16 protein-coding genes are annotated in these 18,086 nt (G+C 57.7%); 4 read left to right on the forward strand and 12 right to left on the reverse strand.

Features of this window, described 5'->3' with window-relative positions:
* Positions 1-44: 44 nt before the first annotated feature.
* From QEN71_RS12210 to QEN71_RS12220, 3 genes are all read left to right on the forward strand, one after another.
* A complete protein-coding gene (locus QEN71_RS12210) occupies positions 45-920 on the forward strand; it encodes an EAL domain-containing protein (protein ID WP_233472072.1) in 876 nt (291 codons plus the stop codon).
* A gap of 65 nt (positions 921-985) precedes the next feature.
* On the forward strand, positions 986-2,437 hold the full coding sequence (locus tag QEN71_RS12215; RefSeq protein WP_201658431.1) for an aminotransferase-like domain-containing protein: 1,452 nt from the start codon (positions 986-988) through the stop codon (positions 2,435-2,437).
* 256 nt (positions 2,438-2,693) lie between these two features.
* On the forward strand, positions 2,694-4,379 hold the full coding sequence (locus QEN71_RS12220; RefSeq protein ID WP_201658433.1) for a sensor domain-containing protein: 1,686 nt from the start codon (positions 2,694-2,696) through the stop codon (positions 4,377-4,379).
* Positions 4,380-4,835: 456 nt separating this feature from the next.
* Here QEN71_RS12220 and QEN71_RS12225 read toward each other — a convergent pair whose 3' ends face one another.
* From QEN71_RS12225 to QEN71_RS12255, 7 genes are all read right to left on the reverse strand, one after another.
* Positions 4,836-5,261: a hypothetical protein gene (locus QEN71_RS12225; protein ID WP_201662978.1), complete on the reverse strand. Its 426-nt coding sequence runs from the start codon at positions 5,259-5,261 to the stop codon at positions 4,836-4,838.
* Between the two features lie 199 nt (positions 5,262-5,460).
* Positions 5,461-6,906 carry a T6SS phospholipase effector Tle1-like catalytic domain-containing protein gene (locus tag QEN71_RS12230; protein WP_290468249.1) on the reverse strand — a complete coding sequence of 482 codons (1,446 nt, stop codon included), beginning with the start codon at positions 6,904-6,906 and terminating at the stop codon, positions 5,461-5,463.
* Positions 6,907-7,063: 157 nt separating this feature from the next.
* Positions 7,064-7,510, reverse strand: coding sequence for a DUF3304 domain-containing protein (locus QEN71_RS12235; protein ID WP_201662995.1), 447 nt, complete (start codon positions 7,508-7,510; stop codon positions 7,064-7,066).
* Between the two features lie 47 nt (positions 7,511-7,557).
* Positions 7,558-8,361, reverse strand: coding sequence for a DUF4123 domain-containing protein (locus QEN71_RS12240; protein WP_290468250.1), 804 nt, complete (start codon positions 8,359-8,361; stop codon positions 7,558-7,560).
* A gap of 8 nt (positions 8,362-8,369) precedes the next feature.
* On the reverse strand, positions 8,370-10,922 hold the full coding sequence (locus QEN71_RS12245) for a type VI secretion system Vgr family protein (RefSeq protein ID WP_201662887.1): 2,553 nt from the start codon (positions 10,920-10,922) through the stop codon (positions 8,370-8,372).
* 452 nt (positions 10,923-11,374) lie between these two features.
* Complete coding sequence (locus QEN71_RS12250) at positions 11,375-11,665, reverse strand: hypothetical protein (protein WP_201662890.1); 291 nt, start codon at positions 11,663-11,665, stop codon at positions 11,375-11,377.
* Between the two features lie 277 nt (positions 11,666-11,942).
* Entirely contained in the window at positions 11,943-12,338 is a 396-nt protein-coding gene (locus QEN71_RS12255; protein ID WP_201662928.1) for a hypothetical protein, read from the reverse strand.
* A gap of 325 nt (positions 12,339-12,663) precedes the next feature.
* Here QEN71_RS12255 and QEN71_RS12260 point away from each other — a divergent pair, with 325 nt between their 5' ends.
* Entirely contained in the window at positions 12,664-13,239 is a 576-nt protein-coding gene (locus QEN71_RS12260; RefSeq protein WP_233472247.1) for a hypothetical protein, read from the forward strand.
* A gap of 88 nt (positions 13,240-13,327) precedes the next feature.
* On the opposite strand, the gene QEN71_RS12265 is transcribed toward QEN71_RS12260, so the two are convergent.
* From QEN71_RS12265 to QEN71_RS12285, 5 genes are all read right to left on the reverse strand, one after another.
* Positions 13,328-13,630: a DUF6678 family protein gene (locus QEN71_RS12265; protein ID WP_233472246.1), complete on the reverse strand. Its 303-nt coding sequence runs from the start codon at positions 13,628-13,630 to the stop codon at positions 13,328-13,330.
* A gap of 303 nt (positions 13,631-13,933) precedes the next feature.
* Positions 13,934-14,878 carry a hypothetical protein gene (locus QEN71_RS12270; protein WP_290468251.1) on the reverse strand — a complete coding sequence of 315 codons (945 nt, stop codon included), beginning with the start codon at positions 14,876-14,878 and terminating at the stop codon, positions 13,934-13,936.
* A gap of 845 nt (positions 14,879-15,723) precedes the next feature.
* Entirely contained in the window at positions 15,724-16,284 is a 561-nt protein-coding gene (locus QEN71_RS12275; RefSeq protein ID WP_201653414.1) for an HAD domain-containing protein, read from the reverse strand.
* 195 nt (positions 16,285-16,479) lie between these two features.
* On the reverse strand, positions 16,480-17,040 hold the full coding sequence (locus QEN71_RS12280) for an HAD domain-containing protein (RefSeq protein WP_233471971.1): 561 nt from the start codon (positions 17,038-17,040) through the stop codon (positions 16,480-16,482).
* A 119-nt stretch (positions 17,041-17,159) separates the two neighbouring features.
* Positions 17,160-17,651, reverse strand: coding sequence for a hypothetical protein (locus QEN71_RS12285; protein ID WP_201653417.1), 492 nt, complete (start codon positions 17,649-17,651; stop codon positions 17,160-17,162).
* Positions 17,652-18,086 lie beyond the last annotated feature (435 nt).

Genomic DNA, 18,086 nt, shown 5'->3' on the forward strand with positions numbered 1-18,086 from the left:
CTGCCGCGCAACATACTTCAGTATGGACCATATTGAGGTTTGTATTGTGGCCGATCCTCGCGGGAGGCCTGATCGTTGTTGCCTGTTGGGCCCTCAAAAGCTGGTTTCGCTACGAGAAGTCGCTGCTGCGTGCTGCGCGTGCTGGGCTGCGTCGCGGCGAGTTCCATGTTGAGTACCAACCCGTCGTTGGGATCAGGCGAGCCAGATGCGTTGGCGTCGACGCGTTGTTGCGATGGGACAATCAGAAGTACGGCGCGTTGGGCCCCGCTCACTATATGAAGCTCATTGAGAACAGTAATCTGATCGGACCGATGACGCGATTGGTCCTGTCGCGCGCCGCTCAGGAACTGGGGGAAATCGGCGCTCCGAAAGCGCTCTACCTGGGCGTTTCCGCTCCTGCTGCTTACCTGGTGAGTTCCGCGTTCATCGCCGTTCTAGGCGAGATTGGCTCCCTCGGTCTTCCGCCGGTGATACTAAAGATCGGGGCAGGCAATGCGAAGAAGTTTAAAAAACGTCTCATCCCGATGATGGCGCAGGCGCGCGATAAAGGAATGCGTTTTGCCCTGTCGGCCGTGCGTCCCACTGACCTCGGACCTGAACTGCCAGCAGACATGAGCTTTGAGATGGTGAAGATCGGCAGGGAGGTGATGGGAATGGATCCCAATGAGCGCTCCAGACAGATCAGTGCGTTGACGAGCATGGGCCACGACATGGGCGCCGTGGTCGTTGTCGAAGGCATTGAGAACGCGGCGCATCACAATGTCGCGCGGGCGAGCCGTGCCGAGTTTGGTCAAGGGTTCTTCTATAGCCGCGCACTCAGCGCCGGCCGGCTGAAGGTATTTCTCGAGGCCGCCAACGCACCGTCCTCAACTGGCGCAGGAGCCTCGACTGTGCTCGGCTGGCGGGTCCGAAACTTCTAAGCGAATTGTTACACCGGCAACCGTATCGGGTCGGGACAGTTTCACTTAATTAGCATAACATAATAATGAAGCGCTATCTCCAACTGGCGGCGGAGTTCGAGAACCTGATTACGAACGGTACGCTTGTGCCCGGTGTACGGCTTCCATCGGTGCGCCGGGCGAGCAGTTCGTACCGCGTGAGCCCTTCAACCATTTTCCAGGCTTACTACACTCTCGAACGACGAGGCCTGATCGTCGCAAGACCTCGCTCGGGTTATTTCGTCGCAAGTCGGTCCACGCCAACGAAATCACTGACGCTTCTTTCGAAGCGCAGTATCGAGGAGGCTGATGGTGACAGCCTGATTATCCGTTTCATGAAGGCTCAACGTCGATGCGCGCATCCGGGGCTTGGCTCTTCGGAACCATCTGCGCTGCTGTTTCCGTTTAGCCGGATTTCGCGCTCTTTGACGGCAGCAACCCGGAGGATGGCGAGTTGCCGGAACGCCTTGTCTGCGGGAGAGGCGGAAGCAGATCTGCGTCGCCAGATCGCCCTACGCTACATTGTGACGGGTGTTACGGTTCCAATCGATGAGGTTGTTGTGACGAGTGGCGCGCTCGATGCACTGATACTCTGTCTGCAGGTTCTGACGCGGCCGGGCGACACCATCGCAATAGAACGGCCTGCTTTCCTTGCTGTGCAGGATACGGTTAGGCGCCTCCGTCTGAAGGCCGTGGAAATCCCTGTCGATCCACACCTTGGACTCGACCTCGGCGTATTAGAGGACGCGTTGCAGCAGCATCCGGTCCGGGCTTGCTGGTTTATGACGACGCTGCAGCAGCCTACGGGCGCGACGCTCTCCGATGAACGGAAGGAGGCGCTCGTGAGGTTGCTGGCGAAACATGACGTGCCGCTCATCGAGGACGACGTATTTCGCGAGCTGCATTTCGGCTTGACGCCGGCATATCCGGCGAAGCGCTTCGATTCTAAAGGTCTCGTGCTGCACTGCGGTTCGTTTTCGAAGAGCCTTGCGCCGGGGCTGCGCCTCGGTTGGGTCGCAGCGGGGCGCTACGCCGCGAGAATTGAGCACGCGAGCTGGCTGACGACAGCGCCGGCGTCTGTGCCCGCGCAATGCGCAATTGCGGACTATCTTGAGCATGGGGAATACGACAGGCTTCTACGTAAGCTACGCCGCGAACTGTCGTCCCTTCAGACCCGGATGGTCGCCGCAGTTGTCAGGTACTTCCCCAAAGGGACACTGTTGGTCCGGCCGCCGGGCGGATTCTTTCTATGGGTGCAGCTTCCAGAAGGCGTGGAGGCGTTGCAGTTGTTCGAAATGGCGGAAGCGCACGAAATTGCCATAGCACCCGGTCCAATCTTTTCATGCGGCCGCGAATTTCGTCGTCACATCCGGCTTAACTATGGTCGTCCGTGGACCTCGGACGTTGAAAAGGAGATACACACTTTGGGCATGCTGGCGAGGCGGGCAATGGCTGAGCAACGGACAGCCCGGCATGCAAGACGCGAACGAGGGAAATGAGGTGGCGAGCGATGATTGATGGTGATGTCTGAGGTTGAGGACCCACAGCCGCATGTGACCTGAACGCCATGCACTCCATAACGGTCAAGCGGACCATGGCCATGCTCATAGACGGTCGTCATGAGAGCGCGACCGACGCGCCGGTAGAGGCCAACTGACTTCACCGTTCACAAAGGCGGCCAACTGTCCTACGATATCGGCTCGTGATTCTCAGACAGATAGCGGACTCCGATAGTCTGCTGAGGGAGGCAAAGGCGTGGAAGACTTTCAGGTGCTCGATCACATTACGGACGGAGTAATGTTGCTCGACCGGCAGTGGAAGTTTCGAAACGTCAATCGCACCGCCGCGCGGCTGCTGAAGCGTTCGTCGACAGAGTTGATAGGTCGCGAAATCTGGGCTGAATATCCAGACCTTGTTGGGTCGAATTACGAGAAAGCTTATCGGCAGGCGGCCAAGACTGGATTACCTAGTACCGCGACCGAATTCTACGCGCCGCTCGATACCTGGTTCGAAGCGCGGGCATTCCCCTGCGAAGACGGCATCACCGTGCTGGTGCGCGATGTCACCGAGGCGCGCGAGATGTCGGCGCGTTTGTCGGAGCAAGCCACGCATGATGCGCTCACCGGCCTCATTAACCGGCGCGAGCTGCTTACGCGCCTTAACCGTCTCATCGATGACGGCACCGCCAGTTCCATCGATGTACTCTTCATCGACCTGGACCGCTTCAAGGAAATCAACGATTCGTTTGGCCACGCGGCTGGGGATGAAGTCCTGCGTGTGATCGGCGAGCGTATTTCGGGCTCGCTCGGTGAACGGGCCTATGCGTCGCGTATCGGCGGTGATGAGTTCGTGGTATTCGTCGTTGACGCGCCTGAAGACGCGGCCGCGCGCGTTGCTCGCAACATCGTGGTTCGCATGCGGGAGCGCATTGAGACGGCGTCCGTGCGCGCGTCGGTAAGCGCGAGCATCGGATTGGCGCGGTACCCGATTTCAGCCGCGAATGCCGACCAGTTGCTGCGCAATGCCGACACCGCTATGTATCAGGCGAAGCGCCAGGGCGGCTCGCATGTTTGGTCGTTTAGCAAGGAGGACGCGCAGCGTCTCTCGCATCGCCTTCGGCTACGCGCAGATCTGGAGAGTGCCAGCGCGGCGTGCCAGTTCGAACTGCATTACCAGCCACAACTGGACCTGGACACCGGGTGTATTTATGGTGCAGAGGCGCTTTTGCGATGGAATCATCCCCAATTAGGATTCCTTGCGCCAGCCGCTTTCCTCGATGTCCTGCTCGAGTCGCCAACCTACGAGGCGACGGCAGATTGGTTGATCCATCTCGCATTACGCCAGGCGGCGAAATGGCAGGCCACGGATCGCAAGGGGTTCAAGGTCGCCGTCAACCTCTCGGCTGCGATGATCCAAAACACCGATCTTGCCGCACTGGTTTCGAAGGCGGCCGACGCGGCCGGCGTATGCCCTTCAGTACTCGATATTGAAGTGACGGAGACGGTCATCGTCAGTGACTTCCTAGGCGCTGCGCGCTCGCTCGCAGCCGTCCGCAAGCTCGGCGCGACCGTCTCGCTCGACGATTTTGGCACCGGCTACTCAAGCCTCTCGTACCTTACAAGGTTACCCGTCGACCGCATCAAGATCGATAAGTCGTTTGTGCAGCAGCTCACCGTTGATGAGACCTGTCGGCAGGCTCGTGCGATGATCGAAGCGATGGTGGCACTCGCTCGCGCGCTTGGTTTGGAAACCGTCGCAGAAGGCGTGGAGAATGAGGAGCAACTCGCCTTTGTCAGTAAGCTTGGATGCGATGCCGCGCAAGGATACTTCATCGGCAGGCCAGTACCGGCTATCGGCATGGATCCTTACGCAAAGATGCAGTTGGCTGCGCGAGCCACGTCATCGCCACATCAGCCGGTCGCAGCTCCTCGAAGTCGATAGCCGTCGAACCTTGCACTGTCGTTGAACGTCGGCTGTGACCGACGATGCGTCGTCGGGAGATCGAGCGACTGCCCGTTGCTCTTCGTCAAGAGACCCTCGGTGTACCGAGCGTCGAACGGCCGGGTTGGGTCGGGCTGCGTCAGCCCGCTCTTCAAATTCATCGCCGGAAAGCGGCCAGTGGAATTCCGCTTCCCGGAAGCTGCCAGTCGGCAGTGCGTACTCACGACCCGGAGCGGACCTTCGGCATTCTCGTTAGCGGATGGTCGCAGTTCCTCTGTTCGAGCCGGGAAAGTTACAGACCACGCAGAAGTTTCGGCATCGAAGTTTCATCTAGCACATCGGCAGGGCAGTTCAGACGGCCCTGCAATGACCACTGCGCGGTTACCCGAGACGCTCGCGTCGCGAGAGAACCTTCGATGCCACCTCACAAAATCGCGAACTATTTCAGTACACCGTTCAAGGCATGAGCACACACTTCTTTTTCCCAGGCTGAAGGAGAATTTTCGTCGCGATAGTACCGCTGCAGTATTTCACCTGGTCCAACTTCGACATATCGAACAGGAAGCCACGCGCCGTCTTTGTGACCGTCAAAACATCACCGTCCAGCATCGGGTATGTAGTCGTAGTACCGGAGACGATGGGTGTACCCTTGACCAAGCTGGAATCTATGGTGCAATTCGTCGCGAGACCCTGCATGGGAACGCTGGACAGATACGAAAAGCTGACGATGACACCATTGGACTGCTTCACCTCAAGATCGTGAGACACCTCTTTCTGGTCAACAGAGCATTCGAGACTGTTCGGGTCTGCGACTGCCGCTGACGCATTGCCAGTAAGCACAATTGCCACACAAAGCGCAATTCCGGTTCTCTGCACAATCATGTTCCTTTCACATTGACAATAAAGGGGCTGCTGCCGAGTGACCGGAAGTGTCCCGGAACGACTCATTCAACAACTGGCAGAAGTGCAAGCCGCTGTCACAGGCTAGGAACGTCAGCAGACCAGTCGCTGCTACTGCGGCGAAGAACAGTCATTTCATGATTTGTTCTGCAGGCGGCGACGAGGCCTGTGCTACATGGCTTCAAAGCGGCGATGCAGGTCCCGACAGACTCCAATCGTTTGCCGGCTCGTACGCAACCTGACCGAAATACACCATCCGCCAATTCTGCAACTTGGAAAAATCTTTCGCGAAACCCGCGACGGAATCGTGGACCAGATAGTCGAAGAAGTCGAGCAAACGGTCGCGCTGTTCCGCCTCGCCGACAATCAGCGAGACATCCTCATATGCTCTTGCAAGCGTCTCTTCCCGCAAGCTGAGTTTGCCGCCGTCAAGCCGTTTGGTCTCGGCGGAAGCAGTCGCCTCATTCACAGCGTTGCCATCCGCCGTGATAATGGCGAGTTCCTTCCTGACGTTCGGCACGAGGTCGTTATTGTGGGTCTCGGTCAGTACCTGTTCGGCTGCCGCAACCCGCGCCTGGGCTTTCTCGTCGTTCGTGAGCTTCGACAGATAGCTGCGCGCGATATACATCTGAAAGAGATGATCCGACGTCGCTTTCTCAACGGGGCCGCTTGCCTTCGCGCGGCTCATGTACGAGTCGAAGAGCGCGGCTGTCTTTGACGAAACGTCGAACGCCCCCTTGATACCCGGACCCAGAATGTCAAGCGCGGACAGCGGTACGCCCGCCGCTCTTGCCGCGCGATACATATGAAGCAGCGGCACCTGGCTGAGTTTGTCTTCGTCCTTCAAGGCGCGCGTCTGCTCGCCCGGCGCGTATCCGCCGCCGACGTCCGAATGCACACCCGGATAGATGACTTCGTGAACATTGGCAGGATAGTGCTTTCCGTCACGCACGGAATCGAGCGGAAACGAGTCTCTGACTTCATGTGCGGCGATGTAGTGAACGCACTGCTCCACCATCGCCGGTATGCGCAGATCCTTCGCCCACTCGTAGTGGCCGTCCTTGCTCGTGACGGACAATCCGATGCCTGCCAACGGCGAAATGACATAGGTGCCAATCCTGACGAGAGGACTGTGATCATACGTTTTGGCGCTTGCGGGCACGCCGGCCGAAGCGACGGTGTCGAACAGTCCCATGAAATAGAGGCGAATGGGATGCCCTTGATACGTCCAGCCGCCGGCACCCTGGCGACAGTCTTTCGCAATTCGAATCGCGAAAGCCCGTGCAAGTGCCGCACCGCGCGAAAAGCCGAACAGCGCCAGATTGATCATGCGTATCGGCTGTGACGGATTTTTTGCGCGTGCTTTGGCTTTCGCCACCAGTTTGTCGAAATCAGCGCGCGCTTTCACAAGCCGCGCGTCGCCGCCCGATGCCACGCCAAGCCCCATCGTGCTGTAGTCATGCTCGCCGATTTCCGGATACGGCGTACCGAGTCCGGGAACATAGATGGCGTACTTGCCCAACTCGTCATCGCTTTCCGGATGTGTCAGGAAGAGCCGCGCGACGTTGCTGTGCTTGAGTTTCGGTGTGTCGTTGAAGCGGTTGTTGCCCGTTCCATCAAAGAACACCGAGACCCATACCGTCTGGGAACAGTCAGGCGTTCCGGGCTTTTTCGACGGGTCAAGGCAAGCGATTGCGGCCGCCCGTTGCCTGCGCTCTTCGAGCGACAACGAGCGTAATCCTGCCAATGGCGGAAGCTGGGTATCGTCGAGCATGTCTGCCCCGTCAGCGAACGTAAGGCAAACGGCGTTCGAGCTTCAAACGCGGTGGCGAAGGGCCGTCGTCACCTGAAATCGCGCCTTCGATATGTCCATCCGGATAGAAGTGCACTTCGAGATATGCAGGCTTCTCCGGAATAGGCCCTTTGACTTCGACATGCGCCTTCAGATGATCCTTGTCGGCGGGTTCGACAATCTTGTCCGACGGATAGGCCACGAGTGCTTCGCGCATGTAGTCGACGTCGATCGTGAACGGCGTTTTCGTCGAACGATCGAGCAGCACACAGCAGGCGTATTTGCCGCCACCCGATGTCTTTGTACTCAAAAAGACGTTGCCACCCGATATGCCGTTGACCGCGAAGTCCAGCAATGCCCGATCCGTGTAGTCGTAACCGACCAGTTCGAGCTCATACGGCTCTTTCGCGCAACCCGTCAAACTTGAAGATCCCACCATACCGACTCCGACAAGAATTCCGACCTTGAGCAGATTTCTCAAACGCATCACTCGAGTTTGTCCTCACAAAATGCGATCAGCGCGCGACGTGCACGGTCGGCGAGCAGCAAAGAACTGTTCCTTTCCTGGTCGCTCGCCCCATTCAGCGCGTCGGCTACGAGGTCGTAGCGCATCGATTCATCGATCATTGCCAGCAAATCGTCGTCCGTCTGCGCCAACATGTATAAGATTGAATCGACGACCCCCGCGTCGGTGAAGACGCTTACCTGTCGATCGTTCAACTTCAGTGGCGCGAGATATGGCGCATCGGCCTGAAACTCGTGGATCACTTTCTGAAGCGAACCCTTGCGATCCAGATACCACCATTCGTCCAACATCGCGAGATACGACTTCAATTGGTATTCAGTCAATGCTTTTACCAATACGGGAATCACGCGTGTGTCGAACAGTTTGACCTGCCATTCCGTTCCGTCGTCGCATCTGGCATCCAGTCTAATCCGGAGCGCGTCGGTCAGGCGTAGAAGCGAAAGCGGTGACACGATGAACGATAACCCGCGTGGATCCTCGACACATTTCTCGCAAAGCAGGCGCACTACATCGGACTGCGGCGAGTGGATTGCGATGACGAATGGCCCGAATTGCCGTGCGCCGATGTCATCCGGCGCGTCGAACACCAGTTCGATGTTAGGGGTCGCCGGAAAATCGAGCGCTTTCCCCGATAACACAGAGAAAAGCGTTGGATAGGCGACGCCATATACCAGGGCATAAAGCGCCCGTCCAGCGGCGTGTGCATGGAATCCGGCGATTTCCTGCTCCAGCGCTCCGGGCGCCATAGACTCGTTGACGGACACGTTTGAACTCATTTCGTACCCAGCAGCGCGCCCTGCGAGTATTCAGCGAGCAGGCAAGGAATGCAGATGGATTTCGGCATCGACGGCAGCGGATACACATCGCCCGTCGGCCCCGCAAACGAATGTTGACTTCCCTTGATGTCAATCTTCCCTGGCGCGTGAATCTCGATGTTTCCGCCTTTGATCCGAAGGTACGCGCCCCCCGATGTAAGCAGGATCTCCTGCTTCGCCGCCGCTTCGATGTTTTCCGTCGCGGACAGTACCTTGAAGGTCTTCTGCGCAGTCAGTTCGATGTTATCGGCATGGGCCTGAATCTCGAGTTTGCCCTTGGCCGCGAAGAGTTTCATCCCTGCGCTCTGGACAAACAGGCTGAGCTTCTCCCCCACGCTTGCGATCAGCGACTTACCCGCTGCGATATGCGTGCTTTGCCCACTGACCAGATTGATCTGCTGTGCCGCCGACACATGCGTCGAATCGTGCGTCGACATGCCGATACCCGCCGGACTCGCGAGCGCGATTACGGGTTGCGCGAACGCATTCGCACTGCCCGTGCCGCCGCCCGCTGTTCGACCACCCGAGGCTGAACCCTCGACGCTGTCTTGCATCGCATCGGCAAACGACTTCAACGCGTCGGAACCGCCTTTGAGGTTCTCCGCTTGATGCATCTCGCCAGCCGCGGACATCGCATCGATCACACCCTGTGAATTCGTGATTTGCTGCCGCGTCTCGCTCACATCCAGTTGCTGGCTGCCCACGCTCTTCGCGTACGTCGTCATGAGGAGACCTTCGGCAGCCCGTACCGCGCCGTAGTTGTCTGTGGCGAGATCGAACCCGCTGCCGAGATACGCACCGCGCGTGTTGCCATTCTGCGCGACCAGATAGCCCAGGTGCAGACCAGAATTTGCCGTCGTACTGTAGAGGTGCAAGCGGTTTTGGCCCGTCGCGTCGTCCATCACCATCTGGTTGTATCCACTACCTCCGAATTCCTTCGAACGATAGCCAGACAGCAAACCATTCGAATGCCACTGCGGTTTCGCCGCGCCGTTGTAGACCCTTGCCACCACAATCGGACGGTCACAATCGCCATCGACGTAATCGACCAGGACTTCCTCGCCAACACGCGGCAGATGCACGCCACCATAAGCACCGCCCGCATCCGACTGCACGACGCGCAGCCAGCAGGACGCCCGCTCGTCGCCGCTATTGAGCCGGTCCCAAACGAAACGTACCTTGATGCGATTCAGTTCGTCGGTATAGACCGCTTCGTTCTGCGGGCCGACGACTATCGCCGATTCAAGCTGCACATCCGGCTTCGCGTGCTCGAATGGACTCCGATAAGGCACAGTTGTCCGCTGCGCCTCGATATCGACGCGATAGAAGCCTTCCGATCCATCGCTGATCAGCGTGCTCGGCGCAGATGCACCCTCATGTCGTGCACGCACTGCCGCCACCGTTGCCTGAATGCTATGCGGAAAGACGGGCGCATCGCTGCTGACAGGCAGGTTGTTCTCGATTGTCCAGACGGTTTCGATCACGGCGAATTCCCGCTGATCGGCCGCATCGCGATCGTGATCGGGATGGCCGCTCAATGTGAAGCGCTGTCCGGCATCGATACCGCGCATACCGCCGACACCATGAAAGCGCTTCGCTCGCGACTCCCACTCTTCCATACGGATGCGCGACAGCTGATCGCCGCGATCCTGCTCGCCGTAGGTATAAGCACCGGTATATTCGTACACCTCTGCCTGCGCCGGCAATGCGCCCTGTGATGGCATCGTCGGCGTGCTGGTACCCTTGGGGTTATAAACACCGGCGGGGCTTTTATAGTCGAACGTACGCGTCGTCAACAGCGCGCTTTGCAACGTGCGCGTACCCGACCATTGTGTGAGCGCATCCGTTTCGCTGTTCGTTCCAGCACGGTAGAAGCTCACCGTTTTCGGCGACGTGGGCTTGAATGACGACAGATTGTCTGTGATCAGCAGCATATGTGACTTGCCGTCCTCTGCCTGCTGCCAGAAACCATAAAGACCTTCCGATTCCAGCAATCGATGCACGAAGTTCCAGTCGTATTCGTCCTGCCGGCAATACGAACGCGTAGGCAACTGCCGGGAGAGTGCAAACCGGAATCGTCCTTGCGCCTGGGGATGAGCATTGAAAACATCACTGACGATTTCTTCGACGCTCACGTCCTGCCAGATACGCTGATCGCGCCTGAACTTGAGGAAGTGCATCCACGACGCGAAGCCGATCTGATAGCTCGTTAGCGTGCTATCCGAACCGAGCCGGCGTGCGGTATGGACAAAGCCGTTATGCGGCAAATAGGACTTATCGGACTGCTGGATCCAGAGCGTAACGGGCTGCGCGATCAGTTTCTTGAGTTCGATGTTCGACGACGTCGAAACGACGTCCAGCGTGAACTCGAAGTGCCGCCCGATGGGCGATTTGCCGACCACTCGTTGCGGTACAAGTACATCGCTGCCGAGCGGCGTATCCAGTTTCAACAGCCGGTCGCCCTGTGCAAGACGACCAGTAATGGCCGCGATAACGTCCTGCGCCCCCATAACGCCTCTTTTTGTCCGTTACTACTTAACCCGCGCGATTCTACAAGAATAAGACGAATAAACCATTGGCCAGATTTTAAAAAATCTTTAAATGGGAATCGAGAAAGGTTAAATATGCGCCGGGCATTTTAAATGGCGCGAAAATTCTACGTATGATTCCGTATATCCGGTAATGCATACCGGGTGCTTTCGCGTAGGGTCAGCGGCTAACGGATGCATCGCGGCGAATCAAGCCGCCCGCACACCGTAAGCGCTCATAGCCGAATCGATCTGCTGCGACTCGGTCGTGATGGGATACAACCGGTAGCTCGGCGCGACGCTGACAGAACCGCTTCGTCGAACATCACGAGACTTCCTTCGGTAAAGACGAATGGAGGTATTGCCAGCGATTCATGTCATCGCGTCGAATGGCTCCTATTGGCCGCACTGCGGCGCACGACCGAGGACAATGGTCACTCGTGCTTTCCGCACGTGGCTTGGCGTTCATACATAGCTTGCGAATAGGGAAGCAGATCGTCGTCGTAACCGGCGCTGTATTTTCCGTAGCCGACGAACTCGTAGTAAATGTTCATCGCCTCAATATGTGACGATGCCCAGAACGTCCATACCCATTCACTGCCTGGCTCGTTGAGGCTCCGAGCGGCGTCTCCGTCCGGCCCATGCGGGATGCATGCAGGAAGATAGTTGCCACGCCCGTCCGGGCAATACCAAACCTCATGAAGGTAGCCTAACTCCCTCGTCATCCAATTCCGTCCTTCCGGCCATTTCTTTCGTTACACGAATTGTTGACGATTTCACGCGAGCCGTCGAGTGGCCGTTCTTGGCCGACTCTACCCATTCATCGCCTTTCGAATCCGGGCCGACGGCGAAGGCAACAAACCGACCCGAAGGGGACCTTCAGTTCCCTCAATAACGGCCACTCGGCAACCACTGGCTGGCATTCGGACCATTACCTCACGGAGAACAATGCCTGGCTTACCAGGCGGGCTTCCAGCAGTTCCCTCTCACTAGCCAAAGGCCTTATTCCTTTAGGAGAACGCCATCGGCAACGACAACAAGCAATCTGTTTTCCGCTGAAAAAGCAATCGCGAAATGACGAGGCTCCCGGGTTGGTCCAAAGTGACTTCTCCATTTCAACGCTATTTCAGAACCCGGATATTCCACTAACAACCCACGAAGAAGCGGAGCCGCATCGTCAGGCTGATCTCTCAGCATTGACGGACCGGGAAACGTCTGCACGTAAAATGCGCAGACGCTTTGGAACAGTAACTGCCGCTCAGATGGTCCATTTTCTCCATCGTACGATATGGCAACCAACAAGTCAGTCCCTTCGGTCCGGATGGCAATCGCATTCTCACCGTAACTTGGCATCCAGTCATAAGGGTCCAAAATCTCTACGTATTTGCTAATCGCCATCTCGGCTCCTGTCGTATTGTCGGCAATACTGTAGCAAGCAGGTCGCTCTTGCTGAAATGTGATCAAAGCAAATTATTGTATGTCGGCGTTACCGGCAGATCCTACGGATGAGAGTCCAACGGCGATGCGAACCGACGCCAGCCTGGCCGCACAGAACTCAACGCCGAGGATCGATCGTCTGGGACGTGCCACTCGATGTAAAAGGCATCCATCGACCCTGAAGGGACGATCGCAGTTAGCAGAAGCGGACATTCGGGAGGAGCGCTGAAGGCGCATGATGCTCCTATGCCACAATGGCAACATCTCGTACTGCCCGCGACGACGTATGACTCTCACTCAACCAGCCGCGAACGCGGCCCTACACAGCCCATTGATAGCGGCTTTTCCAGAGGCGCTGCGCTCCGATGTGAGTGTCGTCGCGGATCTGATCGGAAGTAGCAATGCGACCGGTCGTGGATTGCCGGTCGTTGTTCGAGGCGAATCGCTAAATATCCCATATCGGATTTACGACGATCCCGACGAAACCCTGTTGGCATGTCTGAATGAAACTCAAGCCATCTTATATGCGTGCTTGTTAACGAGGCACCATGATGGGCATGTACGTCAGCGCCAGATCGAACGGCTGGTAGCATCATCTGAACCTTGGGTTGCACCATTCGTTATGCAACTCTGCGGCGAGTATGTCATTGAGATTCTCGATCATATCGAAGCGCGGCTGTCGTCCATGGATCAACACACCTACGGAGCGTTCTTCCGAGAGAATTCTCTATTTTTCCAAAGGACGCGCGATCGAATGATTAGTTACTGGGATTGCTACTACCGTTGGCTATACAAGCGAAAAGCCGACTATGTTGGGTTCCGATTATTCGATCGATTCCGCGAATGGAGTGCTGCAGAGTAAGCCGATCCTCCACTACTGATCGTCAACGATTCTCGTCACAAGGACGAATGTCTCGTTCTGGCCGCAATTCGTCCTCGGGCTGCTCCAGCTAAAGGTAGTCAACCTGTGCTCCTCTAGCAACGTAGCCGAAAATTTTGAAGCCGTTCTCTGTCGTTACACCAGGGACATGCACCGACTGGAGTAGACGCAGTACAGCGTCGTGCTGTGCAGTTGACGTCACCTCAACCTCGACCCATTCATCCTCTTCATGACGACCGAAGAAGTGATAGAACCATTCCCGATCCCACGCGCTGATTCCACCGCTACGAAGGCTGCGAACGCGGAATCGAGGCGACAATTCCCCGAGCCCATGCATACCCATCCGTAATTCGGACCATTTTGTATCGTTCATAACAGGAATCATGGGTTGAGCCCGCCTATCGAAAAGCCGATGTAGAGAATCATGCAGCCCCAAAATCGGGCCGTCCCTCCTGGCTGCATTGTTGACGATTCTCGCGCCAGTGTCGAACGACTGTTAGTGGCCGGAACCCGGAAGATCGTCGCCTACCCGCGATTCGCTCTCCCGGTTGCGGTGACAAATTTCTGAAGCCGACCCTTTACGGTCGTACACATTTCTCGTCAACGGCCATTCAGGCGAGCACAGACGCCGACGCTGCACTTGGGGTCTTACCTGGAGGCGCATGATGTGGCGCCGTCATCGGCCCTTGCGCCGGAAGGTGAACACGGTACCGCCGCAGCAGCTGCCGTCCCGCAGGTAGACGTCGAAGGTCTTGCCGACGACGGCGTAGCTGACCGTCACGACGTCCACGGCGTCGTCGGGCAGATAGGTGCCCGACATCGCCGGCACGAAATCAATCGTGTCGCGGGCGAGCAGGTAGAGATGCTCATCATGGACGGTGCTGGCGGGCGACAGCGTCTTCAGGTCTTCCTCCACGACGCTGTCGTGGGGCTGGCTGATCTCGTACTGCATGCCGGCGTCGCGGTAAGGGATCGACAGCACCACCTTGCCATCGACGCTCAGGCGCATGGCGAGCGAGGTGTCTACTGTGACCGTCATGCTGTTGAGACGGTGCAGGTCTTCGTGCGTCAGGCTCACGTCCGAGAACTCGCGGCGCGCCATCTCGATGGACGATACGTTCGATTGCCATCGGCCTTTGTCCCTCCATGACTCCCACATGCCGTTGGCGCCGCCCGAGCCGCTGATGCCATCGAGCGTATAAGTGCCGATCGCCTGCGTGAGAATCTCGCGCTTCGAACCGATGACAATTTCCGAGGTCTGATGCGCGTCAACGGGCAAATGCCGGTCGCCACGGGCGGAAACCCAACTGCCACCGAGGGTGTCGCTGGCCACCTTGCCGGTGAAGGTGCCGGTGCGTTGGCCGGCGCTGCCGATCTCGTCCATCGTAAAGGTACCTGACGGGTCGATCTTGCCGCTCAGAGAGATATCATTGCGCTTGCCGTCGTAGCGATAGCTTCCTGACAGCCTGCCGTCGACATTCTTAAGATCCATCGTGAACGCATAGCGATCGCCGATGCGACCCGCAAAGGTCTTGTGGAAGTACTGAGAGTCGGCTAGCGCCGTGTTGGCGGTCATCCAAAACAGAAGCAGCGCGGCGAATTGCAGGGCGGGACGGAACATGGAGTGTGGTCGGGATTGGAGGTGGCGCAATTGTGACACGCCGTGCCAATCGGTCAGGCTTGGCAACGCGCGGGAATCGTTTGGCTGAAAGAGTTCTCAGCGCAGTGATCGTCAACAATTTCGGACTAAGCTTCGACGGACCGCTTGTGGCCGCGTGGAGGCAATGCCACCTGCGATCTGCTAACCGAAGACCGGCCATTGAGCGAGGGCGGACGAGGCCTCGGTCAGCCAAACTGGACGACGACCTCGACCGGCCGATCATGGCCGAAATCGGAAATTCGACGCACCTCATGGATTGCCGCGCCGAGAACGTGGGCAGTGCCGATCCCTGCGCCCCAGGTCTGTATTTCCTTACGAGCACCATTGCAGATCTACGTCTTCGGGGGCATCGACCCCTGCCCCGCGTTTCGCTCACGTGCCGTGCTGTATTGGTAACCCTTGCAGTTGCCCGTTACCATTCGAGCAACGACCTGAGACGCGCCATTAGCCAGTTCGTCTCCGCTGCGTATGTCCACTGCTTCCCCTCAATTCCACGCCGGACACGATCCAGCGTCTCCACGCGAGAATTCTCTGGAAATTTCGATGCTTCTCTGTGCACGACTCCAACCAGTTGCTGAGCGAGATCCTCACATATGTCCCACCGCTTGAACCGTTCTTCTTCGGTCAGACCGACGACGAACTTGCCGTCGATAAGTCGCCCAGCGAGCTTCGGATGAGCGCCCGCCAGCGACGCTGGTGTGACGTCTCGAGGAAAATCTTCAGGTACATGTTTAGTCATCTGGGATCGGCGATAGCGCGTTTGATAGGGCAATCAGGTTCGTATACTTGCGAGAGGACCCACCCAATCACTCGCATACGTCCATTTCATAAAGTTTCTCTTTCAACTGGGCCAGCGCCTCCGGCGCACTGATCCCGAAGATCGGGTCTGTGCATACCAGACGGTCTTCACACCAACTCGGCCAGTTCTCAAAATCATCGTCGAGCGCGAGCCATGCCTCCGGCTTGCGGCGAAGCACATCGGACCAGACCTGAAAACCCCGCGGCGCGTCATCGAATACGCTCAGGTCCATGCGACTATGGAAGGTGGCGCCAACGACTCGCTCCCGCAACGCCGGAGTCAGTCCACGCGACACGCGACGGATGCTTCCACGGTAACGCCGAACCCATGACGTGCTGAGCACGATGCGTACACGCGGGTACGGCGCCAGCACATCCTCAAGCAGCCGTGCATGTTCGAAAAGCCTGTGATCCGGATAGCCAAAGATAAACGGTCCTCCTCCGGAGCCAGGTTTCTCGTATACGGCGTCGGGATGCAGGCAACCATCCAGATCCAGATAAACAACACGACCGCCCATCCGTCGCGGCGGCGGAACGGCATAGGCGGGGCCCGGCAGTCCTGTCAGCATCGTGTGCGTCGCCTACTAGATATACATCTCAAGATCATGTTTCCGGACAGCATCAATTGGATCCCCGCGCTCTTCCCAGGAGATTGATCTCTTTAACAACAGCTCTCCAGCAAGGCGTTGGCACTCGACCGGATCTCGAGTGAGCCCGATGCGACGCCACTGGCTTGTGCAACCAGGTGTGAATGGGCAAAAAAATCAAACCTCGTCGAGCGACAGGCCGGCGAGCCTTGCGCTGAGAGTTCGCTGTACGTCAACCGAGCTTACTCCCGTGGCGGACTCACATGCGATGAAACGTGGGTCCGTCGCCTGAGCGGCGACAACACTCGGGTGATCGTCCAGCGCCACCCATTCCTTTAGTCCCCTTCGCCTCACTTCCGCGAGTATCTGCTCAGATCGGGACGATCCGCAGCATTCAACCATGCCGGCAAACCGCAAAGCCAGCGGGCCCAGTAACCGGACAAGCGCCGCATCATCAAAGAGCCGACGCCAGTCCGAGCTGACGATAATCCCGATCATTGGATAAGGTGCAAGCAAACGTCCTTGAATTGGGCGCCACACAAACAGGTCCGGATTTCCGGTCAGGCGGAAGTTCTCATCTATTGCAGGGACACCAACGGCATGCAGCACACCATCAAAATCGAGAAAGACGACCGCTCTGTCAATGGGATGCATGGTCGTTTCTACCTTCTCATCAAACACGTCACTGTGGTTTTCCGTGCGTATGTGAGCTCGTACGATGTTCCTGAAATCGCTCACGATTCATACTCGCATCGGATCAACGGCAGGACGCGACAGACGCTGGGTTGAGTGTGCATTCATCACTCACATGACTATGTCTATCCATGCCACGCAGTTCCGGGCCGCGCGCGCCGATGTCACCATCCCGCGTCTGGCGGCACACAAAACTCTGCCTTTGCCACCTCCAGTATCTTCTGCGGATCGCGGGCGAAGATCGATGACGGTGCACGCCCGTCAAGCAGCGCGTGCGGCGAATACAGCCAGAACGCTCGCCTCCATCCTCCATCGTCGCCCTCAGCGGGCAGTATCCGCAGAAGCAGAGACACTTCAGGAATGAGACGTCCGTTCCCGTCAAACTGGAAGTCCGGGTAGAGAAAGCGCCCGCGCGGTGCCGACCACACACCGAACAACACACCGTCACTACGCATCAAGGCAAAAGGACATTGTGCGTCGGCGCCATCAGGTCCTTTCAACAGTTCAAGCAGTTGTGATTCGTCCTTCCAGCTATTCGCGAGCAGCCTTTTTCGGAAGGCAAATGATGCCTCGATCGCACTCGCCCCACTACGTTGAGCGGAGCACTCACGTGCAGCTTCCATCACTCGATCGCTCTCGTCCTGGATCGCCGTCACGAGGCCACCCGTTCATCGTCCACATTTCGAATCGGGAATCCTTTACTGGAACGCGTATCTCCGGCCAGGTCGACTCCGTCGCTTTGAGATGCTCTACATCCGTTGTCTTTGTAGTACTTCGATGAGTTCATGTCCTGTCTCCCTCAACACGATGAGCCCCGGTATGGTGGCCGCCAGAGCGGGAAAGAAGATGTGGTATCGGACCTTCATCGATTCCGTGTTTTCACCGTAGGCCCGACAAGTACAACAAGGTCTTCAGGCAGCGGCGTGTGTATGGCCCGTTGCCCCCATCCGCGCGTCCGCTCGAGGAACGTGTCAAGACGCGCCTGAAGTGCCTTCGGCGAATCGTCGACAACGCGACGAGCCCGTGAACCCGACTTCTTTCGCTTTCCAGCCTTCCGGGTCATCCGCGTCTCCGTATTTTCCGCAAGGGAC

Source organism: Paraburkholderia sabiae, assembly GCF_030412785.1.
Lineage (GTDB): Bacteria > Pseudomonadota > Gammaproteobacteria > Burkholderiales > Burkholderiaceae > Paraburkholderia > Paraburkholderia sabiae.

Excerpts from the sequence above, each read along its gene's own strand:
- QEN71_RS12235 (WP_201662995.1), bottom strand. The coding sequence starts at position 7,510 with ATGGTGGGATCTTCAAGTTTGACGGGTTGCGCGAAAGAGCCGTATGAG.
- QEN71_RS12250 (WP_201662890.1), bottom strand. The coding sequence starts at position 11,665 with ATGACGAGGGAGTTAGGCTACCTTCATGAGGTTTGGTATTGCCCGGAC.
- QEN71_RS12215 (WP_201658431.1), top strand. The coding sequence starts at position 986 with ATGAAGCGCTATCTCCAACTGGCGGCGGAGTTCGAGAACCTGATTACG.
- QEN71_RS12225 (WP_201662978.1), bottom strand. The coding sequence starts at position 5,261 with ATGATTGTGCAGAGAACCGGAATTGCGCTTTGTGTGGCAATTGTGCTT.
- QEN71_RS12275 (WP_201653414.1), bottom strand. The coding sequence starts at position 16,284 with ATGCTGACAGGACTGCCGGGCCCCGCCTATGCCGTTCCGCCGCCGCGA.
- QEN71_RS12260 (WP_233472247.1), top strand. The coding sequence starts at position 12,664 with ATGACTCTCACTCAACCAGCCGCGAACGCGGCCCTACACAGCCCATTG.
- QEN71_RS12245 (WP_201662887.1), bottom strand. The coding sequence starts at position 10,922 with ATGGGGGCGCAGGACGTTATCGCGGCCATTACTGGTCGTCTTGCACAG.
- QEN71_RS12255 (WP_201662928.1), bottom strand. The coding sequence starts at position 12,338 with ATGGCGATTAGCAAATACGTAGAGATTTTGGACCCTTATGACTGGATG.
- QEN71_RS12270 (WP_290468251.1), bottom strand. The coding sequence starts at position 14,878 with ATGTTCCGTCCCGCCCTGCAATTCGCCGCGCTGCTTCTGTTTTGGATG.
- QEN71_RS12265 (WP_233472246.1), bottom strand. The coding sequence starts at position 13,630 with ATGAACGATACAAAATGGTCCGAATTACGGATGGGTATGCATGGGCTC.